Source organism: Pseudoalteromonas sp. APAL1 (genome assembly GCF_021532475.1).
Lineage (GTDB): Bacteria > Pseudomonadota > Gammaproteobacteria > Enterobacterales > Alteromonadaceae > Pseudoalteromonas > Pseudoalteromonas lipolytica_C.
In genome coordinates this window covers 18,408-41,373 of the sequence record NZ_JAKGAW010000021.1, presented here as the reverse complement: position 1 = coordinate 41,373, position 22,966 = coordinate 18,408, and the positions used below count along the sequence as shown (strand labels likewise).

15 protein-coding genes are annotated in these 22,966 nt (G+C 40.2%); 7 read left to right on the top strand and 8 right to left on the bottom strand.

What is annotated here, in order from left to right:
• Nucleotides 1-100: 100 nt before the first annotated feature.
• Together L1264_RS11815 and cspD are read right to left on the bottom strand one after the other, a co-directional pair.
• On the bottom strand, nucleotides 101-2,323 hold the full coding sequence (locus tag L1264_RS11815; protein WP_199526362.1) for an NADP-dependent isocitrate dehydrogenase: 2,223 nt from the start codon (nucleotides 2,321-2,323) through the stop codon (nucleotides 101-103).
• Nucleotides 2,324-2,810: 487 nt separating this feature from the next.
• A complete protein-coding gene (gene cspD, locus L1264_RS11810) occupies nucleotides 2,811-3,026 on the bottom strand; it encodes a cold shock domain-containing protein CspD (protein ID WP_036968098.1) in 216 nt (71 codons plus the stop codon).
• Between the two features lie 208 nt (nucleotides 3,027-3,234).
• On the opposite strand from cspD, the gene clpS reads away from it, so the two are divergent.
• On the top strand, nucleotides 3,235-3,543 hold the full coding sequence (gene clpS / locus L1264_RS11805) for an ATP-dependent Clp protease adapter ClpS (RefSeq protein WP_171040478.1): 309 nt from the start codon (nucleotides 3,235-3,237) through the stop codon (nucleotides 3,541-3,543).
• A 72-nt stretch (nucleotides 3,544-3,615) separates the two neighbouring features.
• Complete coding sequence (gene clpA, locus L1264_RS11800) at nucleotides 3,616-5,880, top strand: ATP-dependent Clp protease ATP-binding subunit ClpA (protein ID WP_199526363.1); 2,265 nt, start codon at nucleotides 3,616-3,618, stop codon at nucleotides 5,878-5,880.
• A 174-nt stretch (nucleotides 5,881-6,054) separates the two neighbouring features.
• Here the strand turns inward: clpA and infA are convergent, their stop codons facing one another.
• The 4 genes from infA to trxB all read right to left on the bottom strand — a co-directional run bounded on the left by infA (nucleotide 6,055) and on the right by trxB (nucleotide 8,832).
• A complete protein-coding gene (gene infA / locus L1264_RS11795) occupies nucleotides 6,055-6,273 on the bottom strand; it encodes a translation initiation factor IF-1 (RefSeq protein WP_002962494.1) in 219 nt (72 codons plus the stop codon).
• A gap of 90 nt (nucleotides 6,274-6,363) precedes the next feature.
• On the bottom strand, nucleotides 6,364-7,068 hold the full coding sequence (locus L1264_RS11790) for an arginyltransferase (RefSeq protein WP_199526364.1): 705 nt from the start codon (nucleotides 7,066-7,068) through the stop codon (nucleotides 6,364-6,366).
• Complete coding sequence (gene aat, locus L1264_RS11785) at nucleotides 7,061-7,777, bottom strand: leucyl/phenylalanyl-tRNA--protein transferase (protein ID WP_199526365.1); 717 nt, start codon at nucleotides 7,775-7,777, stop codon at nucleotides 7,061-7,063. The genes L1264_RS11790 and aat overlap by 8 nt, the downstream gene beginning before the upstream one ends.
• Nucleotides 7,778-7,881: 104 nt before the next feature.
• Entirely contained in the window at nucleotides 7,882-8,832 is a 951-nt protein-coding gene (gene trxB, locus L1264_RS11780) for a thioredoxin-disulfide reductase (protein ID WP_135924978.1), read from the bottom strand.
• Nucleotides 8,833-9,120: 288 nt separating this feature from the next.
• On the opposite strand from trxB, the gene pssA reads away from it, so the two are divergent.
• Nucleotides 9,121-10,446 (top strand): CDP-diacylglycerol--serine O-phosphatidyltransferase, encoded by a 1,326-nt coding sequence (gene pssA, locus L1264_RS11775; protein WP_138558710.1) that lies wholly within the window; start codon nucleotides 9,121-9,123, stop codon nucleotides 10,444-10,446.
• A 59-nt stretch (nucleotides 10,447-10,505) separates the two neighbouring features.
• On the opposite strand, the gene L1264_RS11770 is transcribed toward pssA, so the two are convergent.
• Nucleotides 10,506-11,249, bottom strand: a complete 744-nt coding sequence (locus tag L1264_RS11770) for a YciK family oxidoreductase (protein ID WP_135924973.1) — start codon at nucleotides 11,247-11,249, stop codon at nucleotides 10,506-10,508.
• Nucleotides 11,250-11,477: 228 nt separating this feature from the next.
• Here L1264_RS11770 and L1264_RS11765 point away from each other — a divergent pair, with 228 nt between their 5' ends.
• On the top strand, nucleotides 11,478-13,910 hold the full coding sequence (locus L1264_RS11765; RefSeq protein ID WP_199526366.1) for a VolA/Pla-1 family phospholipase: 2,433 nt from the start codon (nucleotides 11,478-11,480) through the stop codon (nucleotides 13,908-13,910).
• A gap of 114 nt (nucleotides 13,911-14,024) precedes the next feature.
• A complete protein-coding gene (gene sohB / locus L1264_RS11760) occupies nucleotides 14,025-15,041 on the top strand; it encodes a protease SohB (protein ID WP_199526367.1) in 1,017 nt (338 codons plus the stop codon).
• A gap of 81 nt (nucleotides 15,042-15,122) precedes the next feature.
• On the opposite strand, the gene L1264_RS11755 is transcribed toward sohB, so the two are convergent.
• Nucleotides 15,123-16,454: a dicarboxylate/amino acid:cation symporter gene (locus tag L1264_RS11755; RefSeq protein ID WP_135924966.1), complete on the bottom strand. Its 1,332-nt coding sequence runs from the start codon at nucleotides 16,452-16,454 to the stop codon at nucleotides 15,123-15,125.
• 193 nt (nucleotides 16,455-16,647) lie between these two features.
• Here L1264_RS11755 and L1264_RS11750 point away from each other — a divergent pair, with 193 nt between their 5' ends.
• Complete coding sequence (locus L1264_RS11750) at nucleotides 16,648-19,974, top strand: hypothetical protein (protein ID WP_135924963.1); 3,327 nt, start codon at nucleotides 16,648-16,650, stop codon at nucleotides 19,972-19,974.
• 303 nt (nucleotides 19,975-20,277) lie between these two features.
• On the top strand, nucleotides 20,278-22,944 hold the full coding sequence (gene topA / locus L1264_RS11745) for a type I DNA topoisomerase (protein ID WP_138558714.1): 2,667 nt from the start codon (nucleotides 20,278-20,280) through the stop codon (nucleotides 22,942-22,944).
• Nucleotides 22,945-22,966: the final 22 nt, after the last annotated feature.

Below are 22,966 nucleotides of genomic sequence, written 5' to 3'. Positions count from 1 at the left end.
TTGGTATAAAAAAGAGAGTTGCTCTTTTGCTAAGGCTCATAGAGCCTCAGCAATCGAGGTAACTCTCTTATTTTTTAGAAGATTAGCGAGTTCTAACGAATTACACTAATTTTGCTAAAATATCGTTAAATGTTGTGCTTGGGCGCATTGCTTTGAATGCAAGCTCATCATTTGGTTGGAAATAACCACCCACATCCATTGCTGAACCTTGTGCATCGTTCAACTCAGTGATGATTTGCTCTTTTTGAGCTTCTAAATCAGTAGCGATTTGCGTGAATTGCGCTTTTAATTCCGCGTCATCATTTTGTGCAGCAAGTTCTTGTGCCCAGAATAATGAAAGGAAGAAGTGCGAACCACGGTTATCAATCTCTTTCACTTTACGTGAAGGTGATTTGTTTTCAGCTAAGAAAGTACCTGTAGCTTTGTCTAGTGTATCAGCAAGTACTTGGGCTTTCTTGTTACCTGTATTAACCGCTAGATGCTCTAAAGAAGCTGCAAGCGCTAAGAACTCACCTAAAGAATCCCAACGTAAGTGGTTTTCTTTTTCGAATTGTTGAACGTGCTTAGGCGCTGAACCACCTGCACCTGTTTCGAATAAACCACCACCATTCATAAGTGGTACGATTGAAAGCATTTTAGCACTTGTACCAAGCTCAAGAATCGGGAATAAGTCAGTTAGGTAGTCACGTAAAACGTTACCAGTTACTGAAATTGTGTCTTTACCTTCTTTGATGCGCTCTAATGAGAACTTAGTCGCTTCAATCGGTGCTAAAATGTGGATCTCAAGACCATCAGTATCATGTTGTGGCAGATACGCGTTTACTTTTTTGATTAATTCAGCATCGTGTGCACGGTTTTCGTCTAACCAGAAAACTGCCGGTGTGTTAGTTGCGCGAGCGCGGTTAACAGCAAGTTTAACCCAATCTTGAATTGGTGCGTCTTTTACCTGACACATACGCCAGATATCGCCTTGCTCAACAGCATGCTCAAGTAATGTTGTGCCAGCTGTGTCTACAACACGGATTTTACCAGCTGCTGTAACTTCAAACGTTTTGTCGTGTGAACCGTACTCTTCAGCTTTTTGCGCCATAAGACCAACGTTAGGTACGCTACCCATTGTTGTTGGATCGAATGCACCGTTTTCTTTACAGAAATCGATAGTTGCTTGGTAAACACCTGAGTAACAACGATCTGGAATTACAAAGCTTGTGTCTTGTAATTTGCCTTCGCTGTTCCACATTTGACCGCTAGAACGAATTGCAGCAGGCATTGATGCATCGATGATTACATCGCTTGGAACGTGAAGGTTTGTGATACCACGGTCAGAATCAACCATAGCAATAGCAGGGTTGTTGTCGTATACAGCTTGGATATCAGCTTCGATTTCAGCTTTTTTAGCTGCGTCTAGGCTTTCGATTTTTGAGAATACATCGCCAAAGCCGTTGTTTACGTCAACATCTAGTTCTTTGAAAAGATCAGCGTGTTTTGTAAATACGTCTTTGAAGAATACTTTTACAGCGTGACCGAAGATGATTGGATCAGACACTTTCATCATGGTTGCTTTCATATGTAACGAGAACAACACGCCTTTGTCTTTCGCAGCTTGAATTTCTTTAGCAAGGAAAGCTTGAAGTTTAGCGGCACTCATACAAGAAGCATCAATAACTTCGCCAGCTAATAGTGGCGTGCTTGCTTTAAGAACCGTAATATCGCCGTTTTCAGCAACATGTTCGATACGCACGTCAGTTGCTTCAGCTACTGTTACTGATTGCTCAGAACCGAAGAAGTCACCTTCTTCCATGCTTGCAACGTAAGATTGAGAATCTTTGCTCCACGCACCCATTGAGTGTGGATTGTTGCGAGCGTATTCTTTAACTGAACCAGGTGCTCGACGGTCAGAGTTACCTTCACGAAGAACCGGGTTTACAGCGGAACCTTTGATTTTGTCGTAAGTTGCTTTGATTTTCTTTTCTTCATCAGTTTTTGGCTCTGATGGATAATCAGGTAAAGCGTAGCCTTTCGCTTGCAACTCTTTGATTACAGCACGTAACTGAGGAATAGACGCACTGATGTTTGGTAGTTTGATAATGTTAGCTTCAGGTGTTTTAGCCATATCACCTAATTCAGCAAGTGCATCATCAATTCGTTGTTCTTCAGTTAAATACTCAGGGAAGTTGGCAATTACACGGCCCGCTAATGAAATATCGCGAGTTTCAACTTCAACACCTGCAGCGTTTGTGTACGCTTGGATGATTGGTAACAATGAATACGTAGCAAGAGCTGGCGCTTCATCTGTTTTAGTATAGATAATTTTTGATGTCATCATCATTCCTAGATAGTTGGCGTAATGTTTGATTGTAACTGCGCTAACAGTAACCCTTAATTAGCCATATTCAACAATGCAATTATACTGCTATGGTATATCAAGTCTTAAATATAAGTATTTCGATATAACGACAGCAAGCAGTCTGTTAGCTGTTGCAACTTAATACAGAGTATCAAAATAACCACAGCTGACAGACTGTAATACCAATTTGCAAAATAGATCTTTTAATTATGCAAAAAGGCATAAAATTCTTATAGCTCAAATAAGCTAGCTTTGAAATTAGCCAAAAGCCTTACGTCAAAATGACGAAAAAGCTAAATTTAAGCAACAAGAGTGTAACAAGCTTGGCTCTAAAGGGCTAATAACAATTAAACTATTGGGGTAAAGAAATGGAATTTCAAGTTGAAAATAAAAATCAGTGGGAGATAGGGAAGTAAGCGAGGATCTTAACAAGGTCGCTCGCTTGGTACTCGAATAGGTTCACCTAAGAGATCTCATCGTTAGGCGCAATATTCGTTGCGTGTAACCCTTTAGGACCTTGTTGCAATTCGAATGTTACATCTTGACCAGCTTTAAGTGTTTTATAACCGTCCATTACAATCGTTGAGTAATGAGCGAATATATCAGTCTCGCTGCCGTCTTCTACGATAAAACCAAAACCTTTGGCATTGTTGAACCATTTGACTTTTCCACAAGCCATACTTCTACATCCTTCTATAAGTTGACTAATTTAGTTATTCTAAACCGTGTAATTTGCTAGACTGACTAATGATTAATCAATCTATCTTTGACTGTAGTTTATTTGGCCAATCAGTCAAGTGTTTTGGGCTATTTTTTAACAATTTATTTATTTTTTTATTCAAGTTTGCTTGAGTTCTAAAGACAAGACTATATTTATTATGAGTGGTATGAAAGATTCTGGTGTTATTGATACAGTTCGCGATAGTGAAAAGCAAAAATTGCAGCCGCCGCGAAAATATAAAGTCATTTTAAACAATGATGATTACACGCCTATGGACTTTGTGATAGAAGTACTTATGACGTTTTTTAATATGGATAGCGATAGAGCAACAGATGTGATGCTTCAAGTTCATCATAACGGTAAAGCAATATGCGGTGTTTACAGTGCCGATGTAGCCCATACCAAAGCTGAGCAAGTTAATCGTTACGCACGAGATAACGAGCATCCACTGCTTTGTAGTTGTGAGCAGGAATAAATACCAAGGTAGGGTGAACCGATTAACCCGTCACAACGGTATATAAAATATTATCTCAGTAAGGGGTTGCCAATGCTAAACAAAGACTTAGAACTAACTCTGAATGCGGCGTTTCGCGAAGCGAGAACGCGTCGGCATGAATTTATGACCGTCGAGCATCTTTTACTTGCGCTGCTCGATAACCCTTCTGCTGGAGAAGCGCTAAACGCCTGTGGTGTTGATATGGGCGCATTAAAAGTTGAATTATCAGAATTCATTGATGAAACCACGCCTGTGATTCCTGATCTTGAAGAAGACAGAGAAACACAGCCAACATTAGGTTTTCAGCGAGTATTACAGCGCGCTGTATTTCATGTGCAATCATCAGGCAAAAATGAAGTTACTGGCGTGAACGTGCTGGTTGCTATTTTTTCTGAGCAAGAAAGCCAAGCGGTTTATTTACTGAAAAAAGCCGACATTAACCGTTTGGATATTGTGAATTTCATTTCGCATGGTATTTCTAAAACTGATGACGATCTTGGTGGTGAAGACCATGATGATATCCATGAAGAAGTGCAAGAAGTGCAGGGTGAAGAACCAACAAAACTCGAAAACTTTACAACGAACCTTAACCAACAAGCTATCGACGGTAACATTGACCCATTAGTAGGCCGCGATAACGAAGTTGAAAGAACGGTTCAGGTATTATGCCGTCGTAAGAAAAATAACCCACTACTGGTTGGTGAAGCAGGGGTTGGTAAAACAGCGATTGCAGAAGGCCTTGCTTATCGCATTGTCAATAAAGAAGTGCCGGAAGTTATCGCTGACGCGGTGGTTTATTCACTTGATATGGGGGCGTTGCTTGCCGGTACTAAATACCGGGGTGATTTTGAAAAACGTTTCAAATCACTATTGAAAGAGCTACAAGCAAAGCCTGGCTCAATTTTATTCATTGATGAAATTCATACCATCATTGGTGCCGGTGCAGCATCGGGTGGCGTAATGGATGCATCGAACCTAATTAAACCGCTACTTTCGAGTGGTAAGCTGCGCTGCATGGGCTCAACGACTTATAACGAGTTCAAAAATATCTTTGAAAAAGACCGTGCGTTAGTACGTCGTTTCCAAAAAATTGATGTTCTTGAGCCAAGTGTGGCTGATACCACGAAAATTCTTAACGGTTTAAAAGAGCGTTACGAAGAGCATCATGGTATTCGTTATACACAAAAGGCATTGAAAGCGGCAGCAGAACTTAGTGCTAAATACATTAATGAACGTCATTTACCAGACAAGGCTATTGATGTTATTGATGAAGCAGGTGCTAATCAGCGTTTACAGCCTGTTTCTAAGCGTAAGAAAACAATTGGCGTGGCTGATATCGAGCTAATTGTATCTAAGATGGCGCGTATTCCTCAGCAAAGCGTTTCATCTAGCGATAAAGAGACGCTTAAAAACCTTGACCGTAACCTGAAAATGCTAGTGTTTGGTCAAGACCAATCAATCGATGCGTTGACTTCAGCAATTCGTTTATCGCGCTCTGGCCTTGCTAACGAAGACAAACCAGTGGGTTCGTTCTTATTTGCAGGCCCAACAGGGGTTGGTAAAACAGAAGTCACTAAGCAGCTTGCTAAGTGTATGGGTGTTGAGTTTATTCGCTTTGATATGTCTGAATACGTTGAACGTCATGCGGTCAGTCGTCTAATTGGTGCACCTCCTGGCTATGTTGGTTTTGAGCAAGGTGGTTTGTTAACTGAAGCGGTAATTAAAAACCCGCATGCAGTTGTACTATTGGACGAAATTGAAAAAGCACATTCAGATATTTACAACATTCTACTGCAAGTAATGGATCACGGTACACTTACTGATAACAACGGCCGTAAAGCCGATTTCAGAAATGTTGTATTGGTGATGACGACGAATGCGGGTGTTCAAGAGACTGTACGTAAGTCGATTGGCTTTACCGAACAAGACCATTCTCATGATGCGATGAGTGAAATCAACAAAGTGTTTTCACCTGAGTTTAGAAACCGCTTAGATAATATCATTTGGTTTAATCACCTTGAGAAAGAGATTATCTTGCAAGTGGTTGATAAGTTCATTGTTGAGTTACAAGCGCAACTTGATAAGAAGTCGGTTAACCTTGAACTTACATCCAAAGCAAGAGAGTGGTTGGCAGATAAAGGCTATGATAAAGCGATGGGTGCACGCCCAATGGCGCGTGTTATCCAAGATGAGCTTAAAAAGCCGCTGGCAAATGCAATCTTGTTTGGTGAGCTAGCCGATGGTGGTTCGGTTAAAGTATCTGTGAAAGATAAGAAAATCCACTTTGACTTTGAAACTAGCCTAGAAACAGCTTAAGTTGTTTTTAGCTAAAAACAAAAAGCCCAGCAATTGCTGGGCTTTTTGTTTATTAAATGGAATTAAAACTAAATTAGTTTTAACACCATTTAACAAACGCTTTTAGCTCTTTGTAATAAACACACCTGCTCATTCAAAGCAGCAAAAAGCTAAATCTCTCGTTAACGCACTAACTTAGCGAGCACGGAATACGATGCGACCTTTCGATAAATCGTAAGGAGTCATTTCTACGGTTACTTTGTCGCCAGTTAAGATGCGGATGTAGTTTTTGCGCATTTTACCAGAGATATGAGCCACAACAACGTGACCATTTTCTAGCTCAACTCGGAACATTGTATTTGGTAAAGTATCAAGGACCGTACCTTGCATTTCGATTACGTCTTCTTTCGCCATGTTTAGCGTAACACCTCTTTAATAGTTAAACGCTGCAGATTTTGCCGAAAATACAGCAATAAGTAAAGCTACAGGGCTCAATTTTGTAAATTAAATCGCCAACCACTCGTCGCCAATGTGCTTTTGTGCAGGCAAAAATTGGGTTTTATATTTCATTTTAGTGCATTCGTCGATTTGGTAACCTAAATAGACAAATTGTTTTGCTTGTTGTTTTGCAAATTTAATTTGCTCCATGATCATGATGCTACCAATACTGTATTGCTCATAATCGGGATCAAAAAAGGTATAAATCGCTGATAGAGCATTGGTCATGCAATCGGTTACCGCAACAGCAACTAATTTATCGCCATCTCTTAACTCTATGAACGTAACGGGTAGCCACTGGCAAAACAAAAAGCTTTCGTACTGACTTTGATCAGGCGGAAACATTGAACCATCTTGATGCCTTTGCGTGATGTATTTGCAATATAACGGGTAATATTCTGCGCGTTCGTATTCACTATAACTGAATGTGAAAACCTTATTTGCTTTATTTAATTTGCGCTTTTGTGATTTTGAAGGGGTAAATTGTTGGGCCAAAACGCGCACTGAATTACATGCATTACAAATAGGGCAATGTGGACGATAGATTTGGTCGCCACTGCGTCTAAAACCCAATGCTAATAACTGTTCAAATTTATCAGGGCAGTAACAACTTGGGTCAAGTATAACAAGTAGTTGCTCCTGACGGTCGGGTAAATAACTGCAATCAAATTGCTGGCTTAAACCAAGCCTAGCGGGTAAGTGCTCAGTCATAAATATTAATCAACTCTTGTGGATGCCACATATCTTTTTTAGGCACATAACTGTGCGCTAATTTAAGTCTAGTTAAAAATTCTCTACGTGGGATAACTTTTGCACCTAAAGTGATTAAATAAGGGTTTTCTAGTTGGCAATCAATAAAATGGGCTTGGTGCTTCTTAAGCCAATTAACTAATGCCCACATCGCCAGCTTTGAGCCATTACTGACTTGATGAAACATGGATTCACCACAAAATATACCGTTTTGCATGATGCCATACAAACCAGCAACTAGTTCGTTTTCTTGCCATATTTCTACACTGTGAGCAATATTTTGATGATGTGCTTCGATATAAGCATGCATCATTTGCTCAGTGATCCAGGTACCTTCAGCGTCGAGTCGTTGCTCACGGCAAGCATTGATAACGTGCGAAAAAGCGTGATTAACAGTGACTCGAACCGGAGCACGTTTTAAGTGCTTTTTTAAACTACGACTGACATGAAATTCATTTAACTCAATAATACCGCGCATGCTAGGTGACCACCACATAATTGGTTCGTAATCACTAAACCATGGGAAAATACCATTTTTATAAGCATGTTTAATGCGGTTAACTGATAAATCACCACCAATAGCTAATAAACCATCAGGCTCATCGAGGGCATATTCAGGATTTGGGAAATCTACACTCTCGGGTGAGAGCTGATAAAGTTGCTTGATCATATCAGCATTATCGTTGTTATTTATTATGATTCTAGCAAAATTTTAGCCATAAAAAAGGGGCTGTTTTTCGACAACCCCTTACAAAGCTAGTATTTAGCAATAGATTATAGATTATCTAAAAAGCGCTCAGCATCTAGGGCAGCCATACAACCTGTACCTGCTGATGTGATTGCTTGACGATAAATGTGATCACACACATCACCTGCAGCGAATACACCTGGTACGCTTGTTTGTGTCGCATTACCGTTTAAGCCTGATTCAACTACTAAGTAGCCATCTTTCATTTCTAGTTGACCTTCGAACATGTCAGTATTTGGCTTATGGCCAATTGCGATGAACACACCTGCAAGGTCAAGGTTTTCAGTCTCTTCTGAGTCAGTTGCTTTAATGCGGATGCCAGTTACACCCATTTCATCACCAAGAACTTCATCTAAAGTACGATTGTAATGTAAAACAACATTACCGTTTGCCGCTTTTTCATTTAAACGATCAGCTAGAATCTTCTCGCTACGGAAGCTATCGCGACGGTGGATCACGTGTACTTCGTCGGCGATGTTAGATAAGTAAAGAGCTTCTTCAACTGCCGTATTACCACCACCTACAACGGCAACTTTTTGACCACGATAGAAGAAACCATCACAAGTTGCACAAGCAGAGACACCACGACCTTGGAAGTTTGTTTCAGATTCTAAACCTAAGTACTTAGCAGACGCACCTGTTGCAATGATTAATGCATCACAAGTATATGTGCCTGAATCACCTGTTAAAGTGAAAGGGCGCTTAGTTACATCAACTTTGTTAATGTGATCGAAGATAATTTCGGTTTCGAAACGTTCAGCGTGCTCTTTCATACGTTCCATTAATGCAGGGCCAGTTAAGCCATGCGCATCACCAGGCCAGTTTTCAACTTCGGTCGTTGTTGTTAATTGACCACCTTGTTGAATTCCTGTGATTAGAACAGGGTTAAGGTTCGCACGTGCAGCATAAACTGCCGCCGTATAGCCCGCAGGTCCAGAACCCAAAATTAATAGTTTACAGTGTTTAGCGTCACTCATGGTTTTTCCTAAAAACGTTTCAATACGATGTCTATGCGACCGATTCTAAGAAAAACAAGGCGGATGTAAACAAAAGGCTCGATTATTTTTTTTGGTAAATCGCAAAGCTGTCAAATAATCCTTACTCATTATGATTTAAGCTGCTCTTTTTGCTTGTTAAATGAACTATTTCTCAATTGTTATGCCTTCAAAGTACGTTTATTCATGACCAAGCAATATTTTTTTGGTATGTTTTAGCTAATTTTGATATTAGCTTTAGTTATGAGCTAAATAAATGAACAGGCAATTATGGTATTTTGGCAGGAAAAGCCCGCATTCGGGCTGACTACGGAAGACTTACAGGTCTTAACCAATGCAAAAGAGTATCGCATTGAACTATTGCGTTTAATTCGTTCAGCGACAAAAAGAATTTATATAACTGCTTTGTATCTTCAAGATGATGAAGCAGGTCGAGAAATTTTAACGGCATTACACGAAGCCTCATTAGCTAATCCAGATTTAGAGGTAAAAGTACTGGTTGATTTTCATCGCGCTCAGCGAGGTTTAATTGGCGCTGCAAAATCTGATGGCAATGCCAGTATGTATTGTGACTTTCAGGAAAAGTACCAGTCTAATGTAAAGGTTTATGGTGTTCCTGTTAAAGCGAAAGAGCTTTTTGGCGTGTTACATTTAAAAGGCTTTGTGATTGACGATACTTTATTGTACAGCGGTGCAAGTCTTAACAATGTCTATTTGCAGCAAGACGACCGTTATCGTTTAGATCGCTACTTTTTAGTGCATCAAGCTGGTTTGTGTAACTCAGTGGTAGAGTTTATTGAATCACACTTATTAAGTTCTGAGGCTGTTCCTCGTATTGATAAGCGACCTCTAGTTAACTTCAACGATATTAAAAATGCGCAAAAGCAGTTAATGCGTGATCTTAAATCAGCAAGTTATGAAAGTGCAGCAGAGGCGAGTGCGGGTGAATTAGGGGTTCGTCTTTTCTTAGGCTTAGGCCGTCGTAGTAATAAACTAAATCGTTTGATTAAGTCATTATTTGATACCACAGAAGAAGAATTAGTACTTTATACGCCTTACTTTAATTTCCCAGCACCATTAATGCGCTCTTTACGTCGATTACTAAAACAAGGTAAGCAAGTAACAATTGTGGTAGGTGATAAAACTGCGAACGATTTTTATCTGCCTCCTAGTGAGCCGTTTAGTAAGATTGGTGCACTCCCTTATTTATATGAAACAATCCTACTTAAATTTTTAAAGTCTCAGAAGCGTCACATCGCAAATGGCAATTTAAATGTTTATCTTTGGAAGCATGAAAGCAACTCTTTCCATTTAAAAGGAATTTGTTCAGATAAGCGTTTACATTTGCTTAGTGGGCATAATTTGAATCCACGAGCATGGGGTTTAGATATCGAAAACGGGATTTTAATTGACGATCCGAAGCAAAATATTCTTGAGCAAATAGAAAACGAAAAACACGCTATTTTGCAGCATTGTCGTCGTTTAAATGGCCCGCAAGACTTAGAGACAATGGATGATTATCCTGCGCCTGTTAAGAAACTTTTGGGTCAGGCAAAGCGTGTGAAAGTAGATTTTATTATCAAACGCTTTATTTAGTGGGCTTAAAGATTAAAAAAAGCAGCGAGAGCTGCTTTTTTTGTGTCTAGCTATTAGCTTTACTTCTGTTGAGCATCTAAAGATTGGCCGTTCACCTCTTTAGAGTCGTCGCTCATCAAGTATAAATAAGTTGGCATTAAATCTTCTGGCGTTGCTAATTTATCTCTATCTTCACCAGGGTATGCAGAAGCACGCATAGATGTGCGAGTTGCACCAGGGTTGATACAGTTCACGCGAATATTGGTTTTGCCCACTTCACAGGCCCAAGTTTGCATCATGCCTTCAACAGCAAATTTTGAGATTGCATATGCACCCCAATGCTCACGCCCTTTGCGACCAACACCAGAGGATGTAAAAATAACAGATGCACTTGGTGACTTTCGCAATAATGGAAACATAAATTTAGTGATCATGGCTTGCGCAGTCACATTCACTTTCATAATGTTTTCAAAGGTAGAAACACAGAAATGTTCAAGCGGCCCTAATGAACCCAAAATACCTGCATTGTTTAATAAACCATCTAACTTGCCAAACTGCATTTCTATAGTTGCGGCTAAATCGCGGTAGTTTTGTTTTGTTGCACCTTTTAAATCCATCGGCACGATAGCCGGCTGTGGGTAGCCTGCGTTCACGATTTCATCATAGACACATTCGAGTTTATTAGTTGTTTTACCAAGTAATATAACAGTGGCACCATGCTTGGCATAAGTTAATGCGGCTACGCGACCAATGCCATCACCCGCACCTGTTATTAGAATTACTTTGTCTTTTAGCGCATTCTCTGCGGCTTTATAAGTGTGCATAAAAGTACCATCAATTAGATTTTTTGCTATTTTAACATAGCAAAAAGCCAAGTTATCGAATTTATTGCAAATTAAGGTGGCGAAAATTGAAACTTTACGTTAACTTTAACTGGTCTAATGTCTTATTAATAATCTAATTACATTAATTTAACTTAGAATAAAGGTAGTAGAACAACTACGTTTAACTTTGAACACACAATAACAATAAGATTTGCGCGGAGCGAAATTATGAAAAAAATGCTACTCTCACTAGCCATTGCGTCAGTCATTACCGGCTGTGGTGGAGGAGAAACATTAGAAGATGTTAAAAATGACACCCCACCTGTCATCCCAACCGCGACCGTTAAATTTGACCCTGCAAATAGCGTTATCTCGGTACCTAATGACTTACTGATGAGTGGTACACTTGATGGCACTTTAAATATGCCGGGTGAATTAGACGACAACAATGTTAGTGTTGAACGCGCAGCCTATGCTGATCCTCAGCTTGCACTAGGTGCCCTTGATGGCTGGTCAACACAAACTCCGTTTAAAATCGATTTAGCATTCCCTGCGGGTATCTCACTTGATATGGCTTCTGCCGGTTCACCTGGTGCAGTTCGTATTTTTGAAGTAGTGATGGGCGCAAGTCAAACAGATGAAACCTGTTCGCAAGTACCTGCAGGCATTGCCTGTAAGTTGGTTTCTGAGCTTACCTTTGGTGTTGACTTCATCACACAAGGTTCTGGTGATGCGGTAGCTGTGATCCCACTTAAACCTTTTAAAGCGGGTAGCACCTACATAAACGTTTTAACAACGTCTTTAATGGACTCAGAAGGGCGTTCAATCGAACCATCTTCAACTTATGCACTTGTTAGTGAAGAAACACCGCTAATTACTGATTCACAAAAATCTCTGCAAGCGGTGATAAATAGCTACGAAAATGCAGTCACCTCAGGTGGCGCAATCACAAAAGATGAAATTATTTACTCTGCTGCGATGACAATGCAATCAGCAGGTCAAGTACTAGGTACTGTTAAGCAGCTTTTAGCAGCTAGCCTTTCGCAACCTGCCTTACCAACACCGATGGTTCAAATTCCTGAGCAACCTGTAATTACAGTTGAGCAAGTATTCGCATCACAAGGTATTACAGGTGTTTCACCAGTATTTGGTGGTGTGCAATATCAAAAGGGTAGCGTGATGTTACCTATGTATTTAGCAACGCCTACAGGCAAAACGGTTGATGATTTATCAGCAACTTATTGGCAAGGGCTATGCGACAGTGGTGTTGCTGTACTTGGCTATGCATCTACTGCAGGTGACTCATTCCCAACAGACCCAATCAGCGAAACTGATGGTTTATGTATGGCGTTAAGTGGTGGAAAACTGCGTGATTTAGGTTTAGATCAAACTAAACACTTAACCAAATACAACACAATTCCAAAAACACAAAGCATTGCTAACGTTCCAGTACAAGTTACTAAACCAATTTTACCTGTGATCAACGCAATACGTGGTCAGTTAGGATTGGATCCTCTGGTAATGCCTGAAGGTGGTTGGCCAGTAGTGATTCTTCAGCACGGTATTACTTCTAAAAAAGAAGATATGCTAGCAATTACAGCACAATTAACAATGCAAGGCTTTGCAACGGCTGCAATCGACCACCCAATGCATGGTGAGCGTGGTGTAGATGTAGACGGCGATGGTACTGATGACTTTAATGCTTCTACAGGTTCAGTTTTAAGCTACATGAACTTACAGTCATTATTAGTTGCGCGTGATAGCTTACGTCAATCAGTTGCTGATTTACTGGGGTTACGTTTAGGTCTTAACTTTACTGGTGCTGCTGATTTAAATGCCCAAGATGTTTCATTCTTAGGCCATTCATTAGGCTCTGTAGTTGCTCCAGCATTTGTTGCTGTGACTAATGCACCGCTAGCTGAGCAAGTTGATCCAATGTTCAACGTGAAGAGTGTTGCACTTGCCAGTGGTGGCGGTGGTATCGCTAGTTTCTTAATTGAATCAAATACATTTGGTCCTTTTGTGCAAGGCTCTGTTTTACTTGCAGCAGGCACAGCTGAATCTGCAGAGTTTGGTGCTTATGCACAAAATGAAGCGCTATCGAACTGTGGTTCACTTGCGTCTAACCAAACGGCTTTCGTTACATGTGCTTATAAAGAGTACGTAAGTTCGTTAACAATGGCGGGCGAAACAGCAAAATTAGCTAACATTCAAAGTGTGATCACTCAGTTTGCCTTTGCTGCGCAAACAGCACTTGATAGCGGCGACCCTTCTAACTACGCAGCATCTGTTGCAGCGCTTGGCACGCCAGTATACATGAGCGTTGTAGTGGGTGATGGTGAAAATAACAATGCTGATATGGTTATCCCACCAATGGTGGCGAGTAATCCAATTGCTGGTAGTTTACCTCTTGCCAACTTAATGGGCTTATCAACGGTTGCTGAGACACAAGGTCCAACTGCTGATGCGATGAGCTATGTGGTTAAATTCACTAAAGGTCATCACAGCTCAGTGTTAACGCCTGTAGCTACTGCTGACTCAGGTGCTACAGCACAAGAAAGTGCAGCTGCTACAGCTGAGATGCAACTGCAAATTGCGACTTTCTTAGCAAGCCGTGGTCAGTATCTTCAGGTTACAAACTCAGATGTTGTCACTGAATAACTGAAACCTATTAATTAAGTAATAACCAATTAAGTAAAAAGCCACATCATGTGGCTTTTTTTTGCTTTAAAGCATGGTAAATTGTGGCGAATAATTAATAAGTGGAGAGTTTGATTGGAATTTTTATATGAGTATGGGTTATTTTTCGCAAAAACCCTCACATTTGTCATCGCTATTGCTGTCATTGTTGCCATTATCATGGGAGCTGCAGTAAAACCTAAAGCGAAGAAGGGCGAGATAACCATTGATGATTTAAGTGAACAGCTTGATGATTTAAAACAAAGCTTTATCGAAAACACACTTTCAAAGAAAGAGTTAAAAGCTCACCAGAAACAACAAAAAGCAGACGCAAAAAAACAACACAGTGAAGACCCTAAGTCACGTCTATATGTAATTGACTTTAATGGCAGTGTAGATGCGCACGAAGTAGAAAGCTTACGTGAAGAGATCACAGCTATTTTAACTATTGCAGATAAAGAAAAAGATCGTGTTCTTGTTCGTCTAGAAAGTGGCGGAGGTGTAGTGCATGGTTACGGACTTGCAGCGTCTCAACTACAACGCTTACGTAATGCAGGTGTGCATTTGACTGTAGCCATTGATAAAGTAGCGGCGAGTGGTGGCTATATGATGGCATGTGTTGCTGATGAAATTGTAGCTGCACCATTTGCAATTGTTGGCTCAATTGGGGTTATTGCGCAGATTCCTAATTTTAATAAAATTTTGAAAAAGAATGATGTGGACTTTGAGCAAATTACTGCAGGCGAATACAAGCGAACATTAACCTTATTTGGTGAAAATACAGACAAAGGTCGCGAAAAATTCAAACAGGAAATAGAAGAAACGCATGGCTTATTCAAAACATTTGTTAGTGAACAACGCCCTTCACTTGATATAGATATGGTCGCAACAGGTGAGCACTGGTTTGCTACACAAGCCTTTGATAAAGGCTTAGTTGATAAAATTGACACAAGCGATGATATTTTATTGAGCCAAGCAAAAGAGCGTCAAATCTTTAAAGTGAAATACCGTATTAAGAAGAATTTGAGCGATAAATTAGCGGTGGGCTTAAGCACTGGTTTGAGTAAAGCAGGTGTGAGTTTAATGTCGCGCTTTAAAGGCTTAAACCCTTAAACTTCAGTTTTAAAAAGTATGTAGGCAATAAAAAACCCGCTATTTAAGCGGGTTTTTTATGAGTCGTTCATAAGTAAATTATTACTTAATCGACTTATGATAGTCTTCTAAATCTTTAGCGGCATTTGGATCGTTAAATACGTCCTCATCAAATTCACCTTCAGATTTTGCAACTACACAGGTCACCATACAATCACCTGTTACGTTTACAGCGGTTCGAGTCATATCAAGTAAACGGTCAACACCAATGATGATAGCAATACCCTCTACAGGTAAGCCTACTTGGTTTAACACCATCGCTAACATGATAAGGCCAACACCTGGCACACCGGCAGTACCGACAGATGCTAGTGTCGCGGTCAAGATAACCATTAAATAATCAGAAATTGTTAAATCAACTGAAAAGACCTGTGCAATGAACACGGTAGCAACACCTTGCATAATTGCTGTGCCGTCCATGTTAATAGTTGCGCCTAAAGGTACCGTAAATGAAGCAACTGAGTTGTGAGCACCAAGTTTTTTGCTAGCAGTTTCAAGGGTAATAGGCATTGTTGCACTTGAACTTGAAGTACTAAACGCAAACAAACAGGCGTTTTTCATTTTCTTTAAAAACGTCACTGGATTTAAACCAGTTAATACTTTTAATAAGATACTATAGTTTACAAAGCCATGAATTAAGAGCGCGAAGACCACCACGCCAAAGTATAAGGCAAGGCTTGTGATGAGTTTAAAGTCTATAGTTGTGAATAACTTAGCCATTAAAAAGAATACACCGTAAGGGGCGATATTCATCAGTAGGGTAACAAGTTTTAAAATAACGGTGTTTAAGTCTTCGAACACGGTTGCAACACGTTTACCTGCTTTACCGCTTAAAGCCATCGCCACACCAAATAACAAAGCAAACACAATAACTTGCAGCATATTGCCATTTGCCATTGCATCAATTGGGTTGGTAGGGAACATTCCAATAATGACTTGTGCAAGGGTAGGTGCTTCTTTAGCACTGTAGGTCGCATCTGATGGTAGGTTAATACCTTCACCAGGATTAACTAATAGCGCTAGTGTTATAGCAACGGTGATCGCTATTGCTGTTGTTACTAGATAGAGTAAGATTGATTTTCCACCTAATCGACCTAGTTTTTTAGGGTCACTTAAGCTACATGTACCACACACCAGCGATACAAAAACCAATGGAACAACCAGCATCTTTAAACTTGCGATGAATATTTGCCCACCTACATGGAAGATACCATCCACAAAAAATGCTTTAATTGGTAAAGAGAATAATCCTAGTGGAATTAGGAAATCGTCTTCACCCGCTAAAATCGCTTGAAAGATAAAACCAACAAGCACACCCAGTACCATACCTACCATGATACGAGACGTAAGGCTTAAAGATCGTACTTTTGACATATACCTAGTCTATATTTTTATAAATTTCGCCATAGCCTACCAGCCTGAAGATTTTTATACAGGAAAATTCGACAAATATTTTAAATTAATTCGCTGTAAATCTGATAAAAAAATTATGATATTCGTTCAATTTTTAGGTTAATATTAGGTAAATATATAAATAAATTTAAAATAGCTAACTAGGGAGAGGTCAATGCCTTTATTGCGATGGCTAAGTATTATAGTTTTCAGCTCATTGTTAGTTGCCTGTGGCGGCGGTGGGTCGTTAGAGAACGATAGCGGTTCACTTGATGGAGGGGATGGTGGTACGACTGATACCCCAAGTTACTCTGTATCTGTGAAAGGTTATACAGCGGGCACAAATGAAGAGTCGAGTTCTGTAACGGTCGAATCACCATTAACTATTTCAGCAACTCTGACCAATCAGGGGGTTGCTGTATCTGGTGAAGTGATAACTTTTAGTCTTGATGGTAGTATTGGCTTGATAACACCTGCTTCTGGTACGAGCTTGACCGATTCAAATGGTGTTGCATCAATTACTGTCACTGCAGGTGATACGGCAGGAGCTGGTATCATTACTGCATCCTACATAGTTGGTGAAGAGACTTTTAGTGATACTTTTGGTTTCACATCCGATGGTTCACAAACGGGTGATAGCAGTGGCACAGTTTCATTAGGGCTTTCGATTGTTGACAGTTCTGGTTTACCTTTCTCTTCAGACAACCCGGTTAGTAAAAACAACAAAGGAACGGTTACAGCTACTTTACTTGATGAAAGCACTCCAATTGCTGGCCAATTGATTTCGTTTACTACAAACTTCACAGGTAAAATTACACCCGTACTAGGTACTGCGCTAACAGATGAAAATGGCCAAGCAAATGTCACTTTAAGTAGTGGCGATTCAAAAGGCGCTGGTCAAGTTATCGCAACATATACAGATGAAAATGATAACACCATTACGAAAACGGTAGGTTTTATATCAAATGGTGATGATGCTTCTTCTGATGCTGCCCAATACTCAGTGTCTGTTCTAATGCTAACAGGCTGCAACCCTTCGTGGGATCAAAATCGAAATAATGTGAAGCTTGATCCAACTTCGCAAGCTTCTGGCTGTACTATTACTAATTCAATTTCATCAACCGAGTTAGGTGATTTATTTGTAGAAGTAATAAATGACCAAGGCGGTGATGGTGTTGCTAACTCATTGGTTGATGTAACAACTGATCTTGGTTCTGTATTACCTTCTTCAGGTCGAGCTCTGACTGATAACTTTGGTGTTGCACTTTTAAAATTACAGCCAGGAAATACAGGCGGTGCTGGTACTATTTCGGTGTCATCGTTAGGTGAAAGTGCAGATCTTAACTTTGCTGTTGGTATCGCTGATCTAGTGTTAGAAGTTGATAATGGACTAAACACAGATAGTGAAGGCAATACAATTCCTTTGAAAGCGGGTGGTAGTACTATTATTGAAGTTACCCTTCGCGACGAGCAAGGTAATTTATTTACCACGCCTACAGAAGTAGAATTTAACTCTACGTGTGTTTCAAATAATGACTCGACAATTGATGCATCAGTACAATCGTCAGCAGGTATTGCAAGCTCAACATACCGTGCTAACGGCTGTTCAATCAATGATGTGGTTAATATTACAGTTGAAACGGGCGGCAAAAATTTTACGGCGTCTACTGTTATACCTGTTGAAGTATCGGCTGTTCAATCAATACAATTTCTTGATGTTTCGGAGCCAGTGATTGCGCTTCCACCTGGTGAAGGTGGTTTACCAACACAATCAGTCGTTCGTTTCAGATTACTTGATGCGGATGGTATTGTTTCTGCACAGCAACGTATTGATTTTAAATTGACGGACTCAGTAGGTTTAGCAAAATTAACGCAAAAAACTGCTAATACAGACAACAATGGTGTTGTACAAACAACAGTGACTTCAGGCATCGTTCCAGGGCCACTTGTCGTTAAAGCATGTTTTGTTTCTAAAGAAGATGTTGCTGCCTTGCCTGAAGGTGATGATTTATCTTGTTGGACAGATGAAGTTGAACTATGCGAAGCTGAACCAAGCAATGAAATTTGCCCAGCAGGGACACTTCACTTAGTACCTTTAACTGAGCAAATTAACGCAGTGTCATCTCAACTTGCTTTATACTCTGGTGTTACAGATCAAAACAGTTTTGACTTAAGCCCAGAAGTCTTAAATCCAAATGCATTAAATTATAATGGCGTCACTAATAACCTGACAGTTTATTTTGGTGACCAATTTAATCAATTCAATAGTGATGGTGTTGAATCAACCGTTTTAACTGAGTCAGGTGTTATAGGTTCACAAAGTAATGAAGCAGTATGTCGTACTACTGATGCATCATGTGTTGTTACATGGCGCTCTCAGGGTGAACGACCTTTCTATGACTACAAATGGGGTAATAGAATTGGTGAAATTGATGGTAATACTGCAACTACTGAAGGAATAAACCCTAAAACTGGTGAAGTAAACTGCGACCCTTATTTTGGTATTGCAGCCCCATGTATTGGCACCTTAGTTCGCGCTAAAAATGATCCAAATGGTGTAATTCGAGGTGGACGAACAAGCATACTTGCGGTAGCGAAAGGTCAAGAGAGCTACGAGGATGAGGAGTCATCAGATGGCGTTACTCGTCGAAACGGGTTATTTGATGTTGGTGAATATTATACGTTATATGATTTACCTGAAGCATTTAATGACCACAATGAAAATAATACCTTTGACAAAGCTAACTGTAGCGATGCAACCAGAGATTCTTACGATGCTGATTCAGACCCATGCTCGGAGAAAAATTCACGAGGCGGTCATAATGAAACATGGCGAGATCTTGATAATGATGGTGTATATGACGGCCCTGATGGTAAATATAACGGATTGTTATGTAGTGAAGCTGCCTTTAATGCTGGGCAATGTACGCGTGATTTAATTGAAGTTCGTAAGCAGATTGAAGTAGTTATGTCTGGTGATGAACCCTATGTACGATTCGCCGTATTAAAATCAAATGAAGTAGTGACTGCTCCTTACGAAGTAGTTGTGCCAGCTGATTGTAGTTCGACATTTGCAGGTGGCTTTGAAGAATCAGATAATGCAAGCTGGTGTGATGTTGAATCGATTGATTTGTCGAGTGTTACACGCCCTAACCCGAATTACGATGAGGATGATCCTGATTCAGGCCCAGAAGATATTGATATAGGTTTAACGGGTATCAATATCCAAATTTTCTACAGTGATGAATTTGGTAATCCATTACCTGCAGGTACAGAGGTAACAATTACTGCAGACAATGGTGATTTTTCTATACTGCAACATCAAGATATTATCGGAAGCACAAATAGAGACTCAACAATGTCTTCAAGTGTACGTATAGCTCGAGAGGTTGACGGTAACCAAGACGCAGATGGTGTGCTGACCATTACATTTAATTTCGAGAATCAATTTGGTACTACAAAAACAGTAAGTAAATCAATTGCTATACTTGATGATAAATAAATTTAAGCACAATTAAATTTAAAAAATGCCAACCAGAAGGTTGGCATTTTTGTTGCTGTTCTATATATTCCCCTTGAAATTACCGCAAAACACCACATTGACTAAATTAGCAACAAAAATTGTTTAATTATTCAGTCAATGAAGAAAAGTTTCGATTAAAAGCTTGTAACAATTGGTGTTTGTAGATATACCTATAAATATTCGTGCTCCAATGTTAAAAAATCATACTTATTTGTTTAATGTGATGGATATACATTTATAAGGGCAAAAAACTTTAAAACTTTCGGTCAGAAATAGGCAACTATGGGCAAATCACTAGTAATTGTAGAGTCTCCGGCAAAGGCAAAAACAATTAACAAATACTTAGGAAAGGATTTTATCGTCAAGTCCAGTGTTGGGCATGTGCGTGATCTTCCAACTTCAGGTTCAGGCAAAACGAAAACAGCGGCGACCAAAACGCCTGCTGAAGTTCGCAAAATGTCACCAGAAGAAAAAGCTGCCTATAAAAAGCAACGAGATTATAAGAATCTTGTTGCCCGCATGGGGATAGACCCTGAAAAAGGTTGGGAACCACATTACGAAATACTGCCAGGCAAAGAAAAAGTTGTTCAAGAATTAAAAAAGCTTGCTGAAAACGCCGATAAAATCTATCTCGCAACCGATTTGGATAGAGAAGGGGAAGCAATTGCATGGCACCTCGAACAGATTATTGGTGGCGAGCCTGAAAAGTATAAGCGAGTTGTTTTTAACGAAATTACTAAAAATGCAATTCAACAAGCATTCGAAACACCGGGTGAACTAAACACTGATATGGTTTACGCACAACAAGCGCGTCGTTTTCTTGACCGTGTAGTGGGCTTTATGGTGTCACCATTACTTTGGGCTAAAGTTGCTCGTGGTTTATCAGCCGGTCGTGTGCAATCTGTTGCGGTGCGTTTACTCGTTGAGCGTGAGCGTGAAATCAAAGCATTTATCCCTGAAGAGTTTTGGGATGTACACGCTGATGTTAAAAATAGTGAAGCTGCATTACGTTTAGAAGTTACGAAACACGCTGACAAAGCATTTAAGCCTGTTAATGAGGCGCAGGCAATGGCTGCGGTTACTGACCTAGAGAAAGCTCAGTACAAGGTTGTTAGCGTTGAAGAAAAGCCAAGCAAGAGTAAGCCTAGTGCACCATTCATTACCTCAACCATGCAACAGGCTGCTAGTACACGTTTAGGCTATGGTGTTAAAAAGACTATGATGCTGGCTCAACGCTTATATGAAGCGGGTCACATTACTTATATGCGTACCGACTCAACCAACTTATCAAAAGATGCGGTTGAAATGTGTCGTGATTACGTAACCGAGCAATTTGGTGAAAAGTATTTACCAAAAGCACCGATCAGTTACAGCTCTAAAGGCAATGCACAAGAGGCGCACGAGGCGATACGTCCATCAAGTGTCTCGGTATTATCAGGCCATTTAGATGGTGTTGAAGCCGATGCGAAAAAGCTCTACGAATTAATTTGGCGTCAGTTTGTTGCTTGTCAAATGGTACCTGCTGAATATGACCTAACAACTTTAACCGTAGGTGCGGGTGATTATCAGCTAAAAGCAAAAGGCCGTGTACTTCGCTTTGATGGTTGGACAAAAGTTCAGCCAGCTGTTCGTAAAAAGAATGAAGAAGATCAATCATTACCAGCTGTAAAAGAGGGTGATGTACTAACGCTTGTTGAGTTAGATCCTAAGCAACACTTTACCAAGCCACCTGCGCGCTTTAGTGAAGCAAGCTTAGTTAAAGAGCTTGAAAAGCGTGGTATTGGTCGCCCTTCAACTTATGCATCAATTATCTCAACGATTCAGGACCGTGGTTATGTGCGCGTTGAAAACCGCCGTTTCTTCGCTGAAAAAATGGGTGAGATAGTTACTGACCGCTTAGTGGAAAATTTTGAAGATCTGATGAACTTTGATTTTACCGCTAAAATGGAAGGTCGTCTGGATGATATCGCAGAAGGTGAGCGCGTTTGGACACAAGTACTAGACAAATTTTACGCAGACTTTTCAACTCAGCTTGAAATTGCTTCAGGTGATGAAGAGCAAGGTGGTATGCGCCAAAATCAAATGGTTGAAACAGACATCGATTGTCCAACCTGTGGCCGTAAAATGGGGATTCGTACTGCGTCAACTGGTGTATTCTTAGGCTGTACAGGTTACAACCTGCCACCTAAAGAGCGTTGTACAACAACCATGAATTTGGTGCCTGGTGATGAAGCGATTGCCGCAGATGTTGAAGATGTTGAAACAGAATCACTAATGCAAATGAAGCGTTGCCCAATCTGTGAAACGGCAATGGATTCATACTTGATAGACGAAACACGTAAACTGCATGTCTGTGGTAATAACCCAGCCTGTAAGGGTTATATCGTTGAACAAGGTACCTTTAAAATTAAAGGCTACGATGGCCCAATTATCGAATGTGATAAATGTGGCTCAGATATGCAGTTAAAATCAGGCCGTTTTGGCAAGTATTTTGGCTGTAGTAATGAAGAGTGTAAGAATACGCGTAAATTACTCAAAAATGGTGAAGCTGCGCCACCGAAAGAAGATCCGGTTCATTTACCAGAACTAGAATGTGAAAAATCAGAAGCTTACTTTGTACTTCGTGATGGTGCTTCAGGTATTTTCTTGGCGGCGAATACTTTTCCTAAGTCTCGTGAAACTCGTGCACCTAAAGTTGAAGAGTTAAAACGTTTTAGAGATCGTATTTCTGAGAAGTTTTATTATTTAGCTGATGCGCCTACGCAAGACCCAGATGGCAACCCTGCAATTGTTCGTTATAGCCGTAAAAATAAAGAACAATATGTGATGAGTGAAGTCGATGGTAAAGCGACAGGTTGGACTGCTCACTACCAAAATGGCAAGTGGGTTGAAGAAAGTAAAAAGAAAGCGCCTGCAAAAAAGAAAACATCGACAAAAGCTAAGGAATAATTCCTTAGCTTTTCAAGACAAT

Bases quoted from the DNA above. Each gene is read 5' to 3' on its own strand.
- L1264_RS11815 (WP_199526362.1), bottom strand. From the start codon at position 2,323: ATGACATCAAAAATTATCTATACTAAAACAGATGAAGCGCCAGCTCTT.
- cspD (WP_036968098.1), bottom strand. From the start codon at position 3,026: ATGGCTTGTGGAAAAGTCAAATGGTTCAACAATGCCAAAGGTTTTGGT.
- clpS (WP_171040478.1), top strand. From the start codon at position 3,235: ATGAAAGATTCTGGTGTTATTGATACAGTTCGCGATAGTGAAAAGCAA.
- clpA (WP_199526363.1), top strand. From the start codon at position 3,616: ATGCTAAACAAAGACTTAGAACTAACTCTGAATGCGGCGTTTCGCGAA.
- infA (WP_002962494.1), bottom strand. From the start codon at position 6,273: ATGGCGAAAGAAGACGTAATCGAAATGCAAGGTACGGTCCTTGATACT.
- L1264_RS11790 (WP_199526364.1), bottom strand. From the start codon at position 7,068: ATGACTGAGCACTTACCCGCTAGGCTTGGTTTAAGCCAGCAATTTGAT.
- aat (WP_199526365.1), bottom strand. From the start codon at position 7,777: ATGATCAAGCAACTTTATCAGCTCTCACCCGAGAGTGTAGATTTCCCA.
- trxB (WP_135924978.1), bottom strand. From the start codon at position 8,832: ATGAGTGACGCTAAACACTGTAAACTATTAATTTTGGGTTCTGGACCT.
- pssA (WP_138558710.1), top strand. From the start codon at position 9,121: ATGGTATTTTGGCAGGAAAAGCCCGCATTCGGGCTGACTACGGAAGAC.
- L1264_RS11770 (WP_135924973.1), bottom strand. From the start codon at position 11,249: ATGCACACTTATAAAGCCGCAGAGAATGCGCTAAAAGACAAAGTAATT.
- L1264_RS11765 (WP_199526366.1), top strand. From the start codon at position 11,478: ATGAAAAAAATGCTACTCTCACTAGCCATTGCGTCAGTCATTACCGGC.
- L1264_RS11755 (WP_135924966.1), bottom strand. From the start codon at position 16,454: ATGTCAAAAGTACGATCTTTAAGCCTTACGTCTCGTATCATGGTAGGT.
- L1264_RS11750 (WP_135924963.1), top strand. From the start codon at position 16,648: ATGCCTTTATTGCGATGGCTAAGTATTATAGTTTTCAGCTCATTGTTA.
- topA (WP_138558714.1), top strand. From the start codon at position 20,278: ATGGGCAAATCACTAGTAATTGTAGAGTCTCCGGCAAAGGCAAAAACA.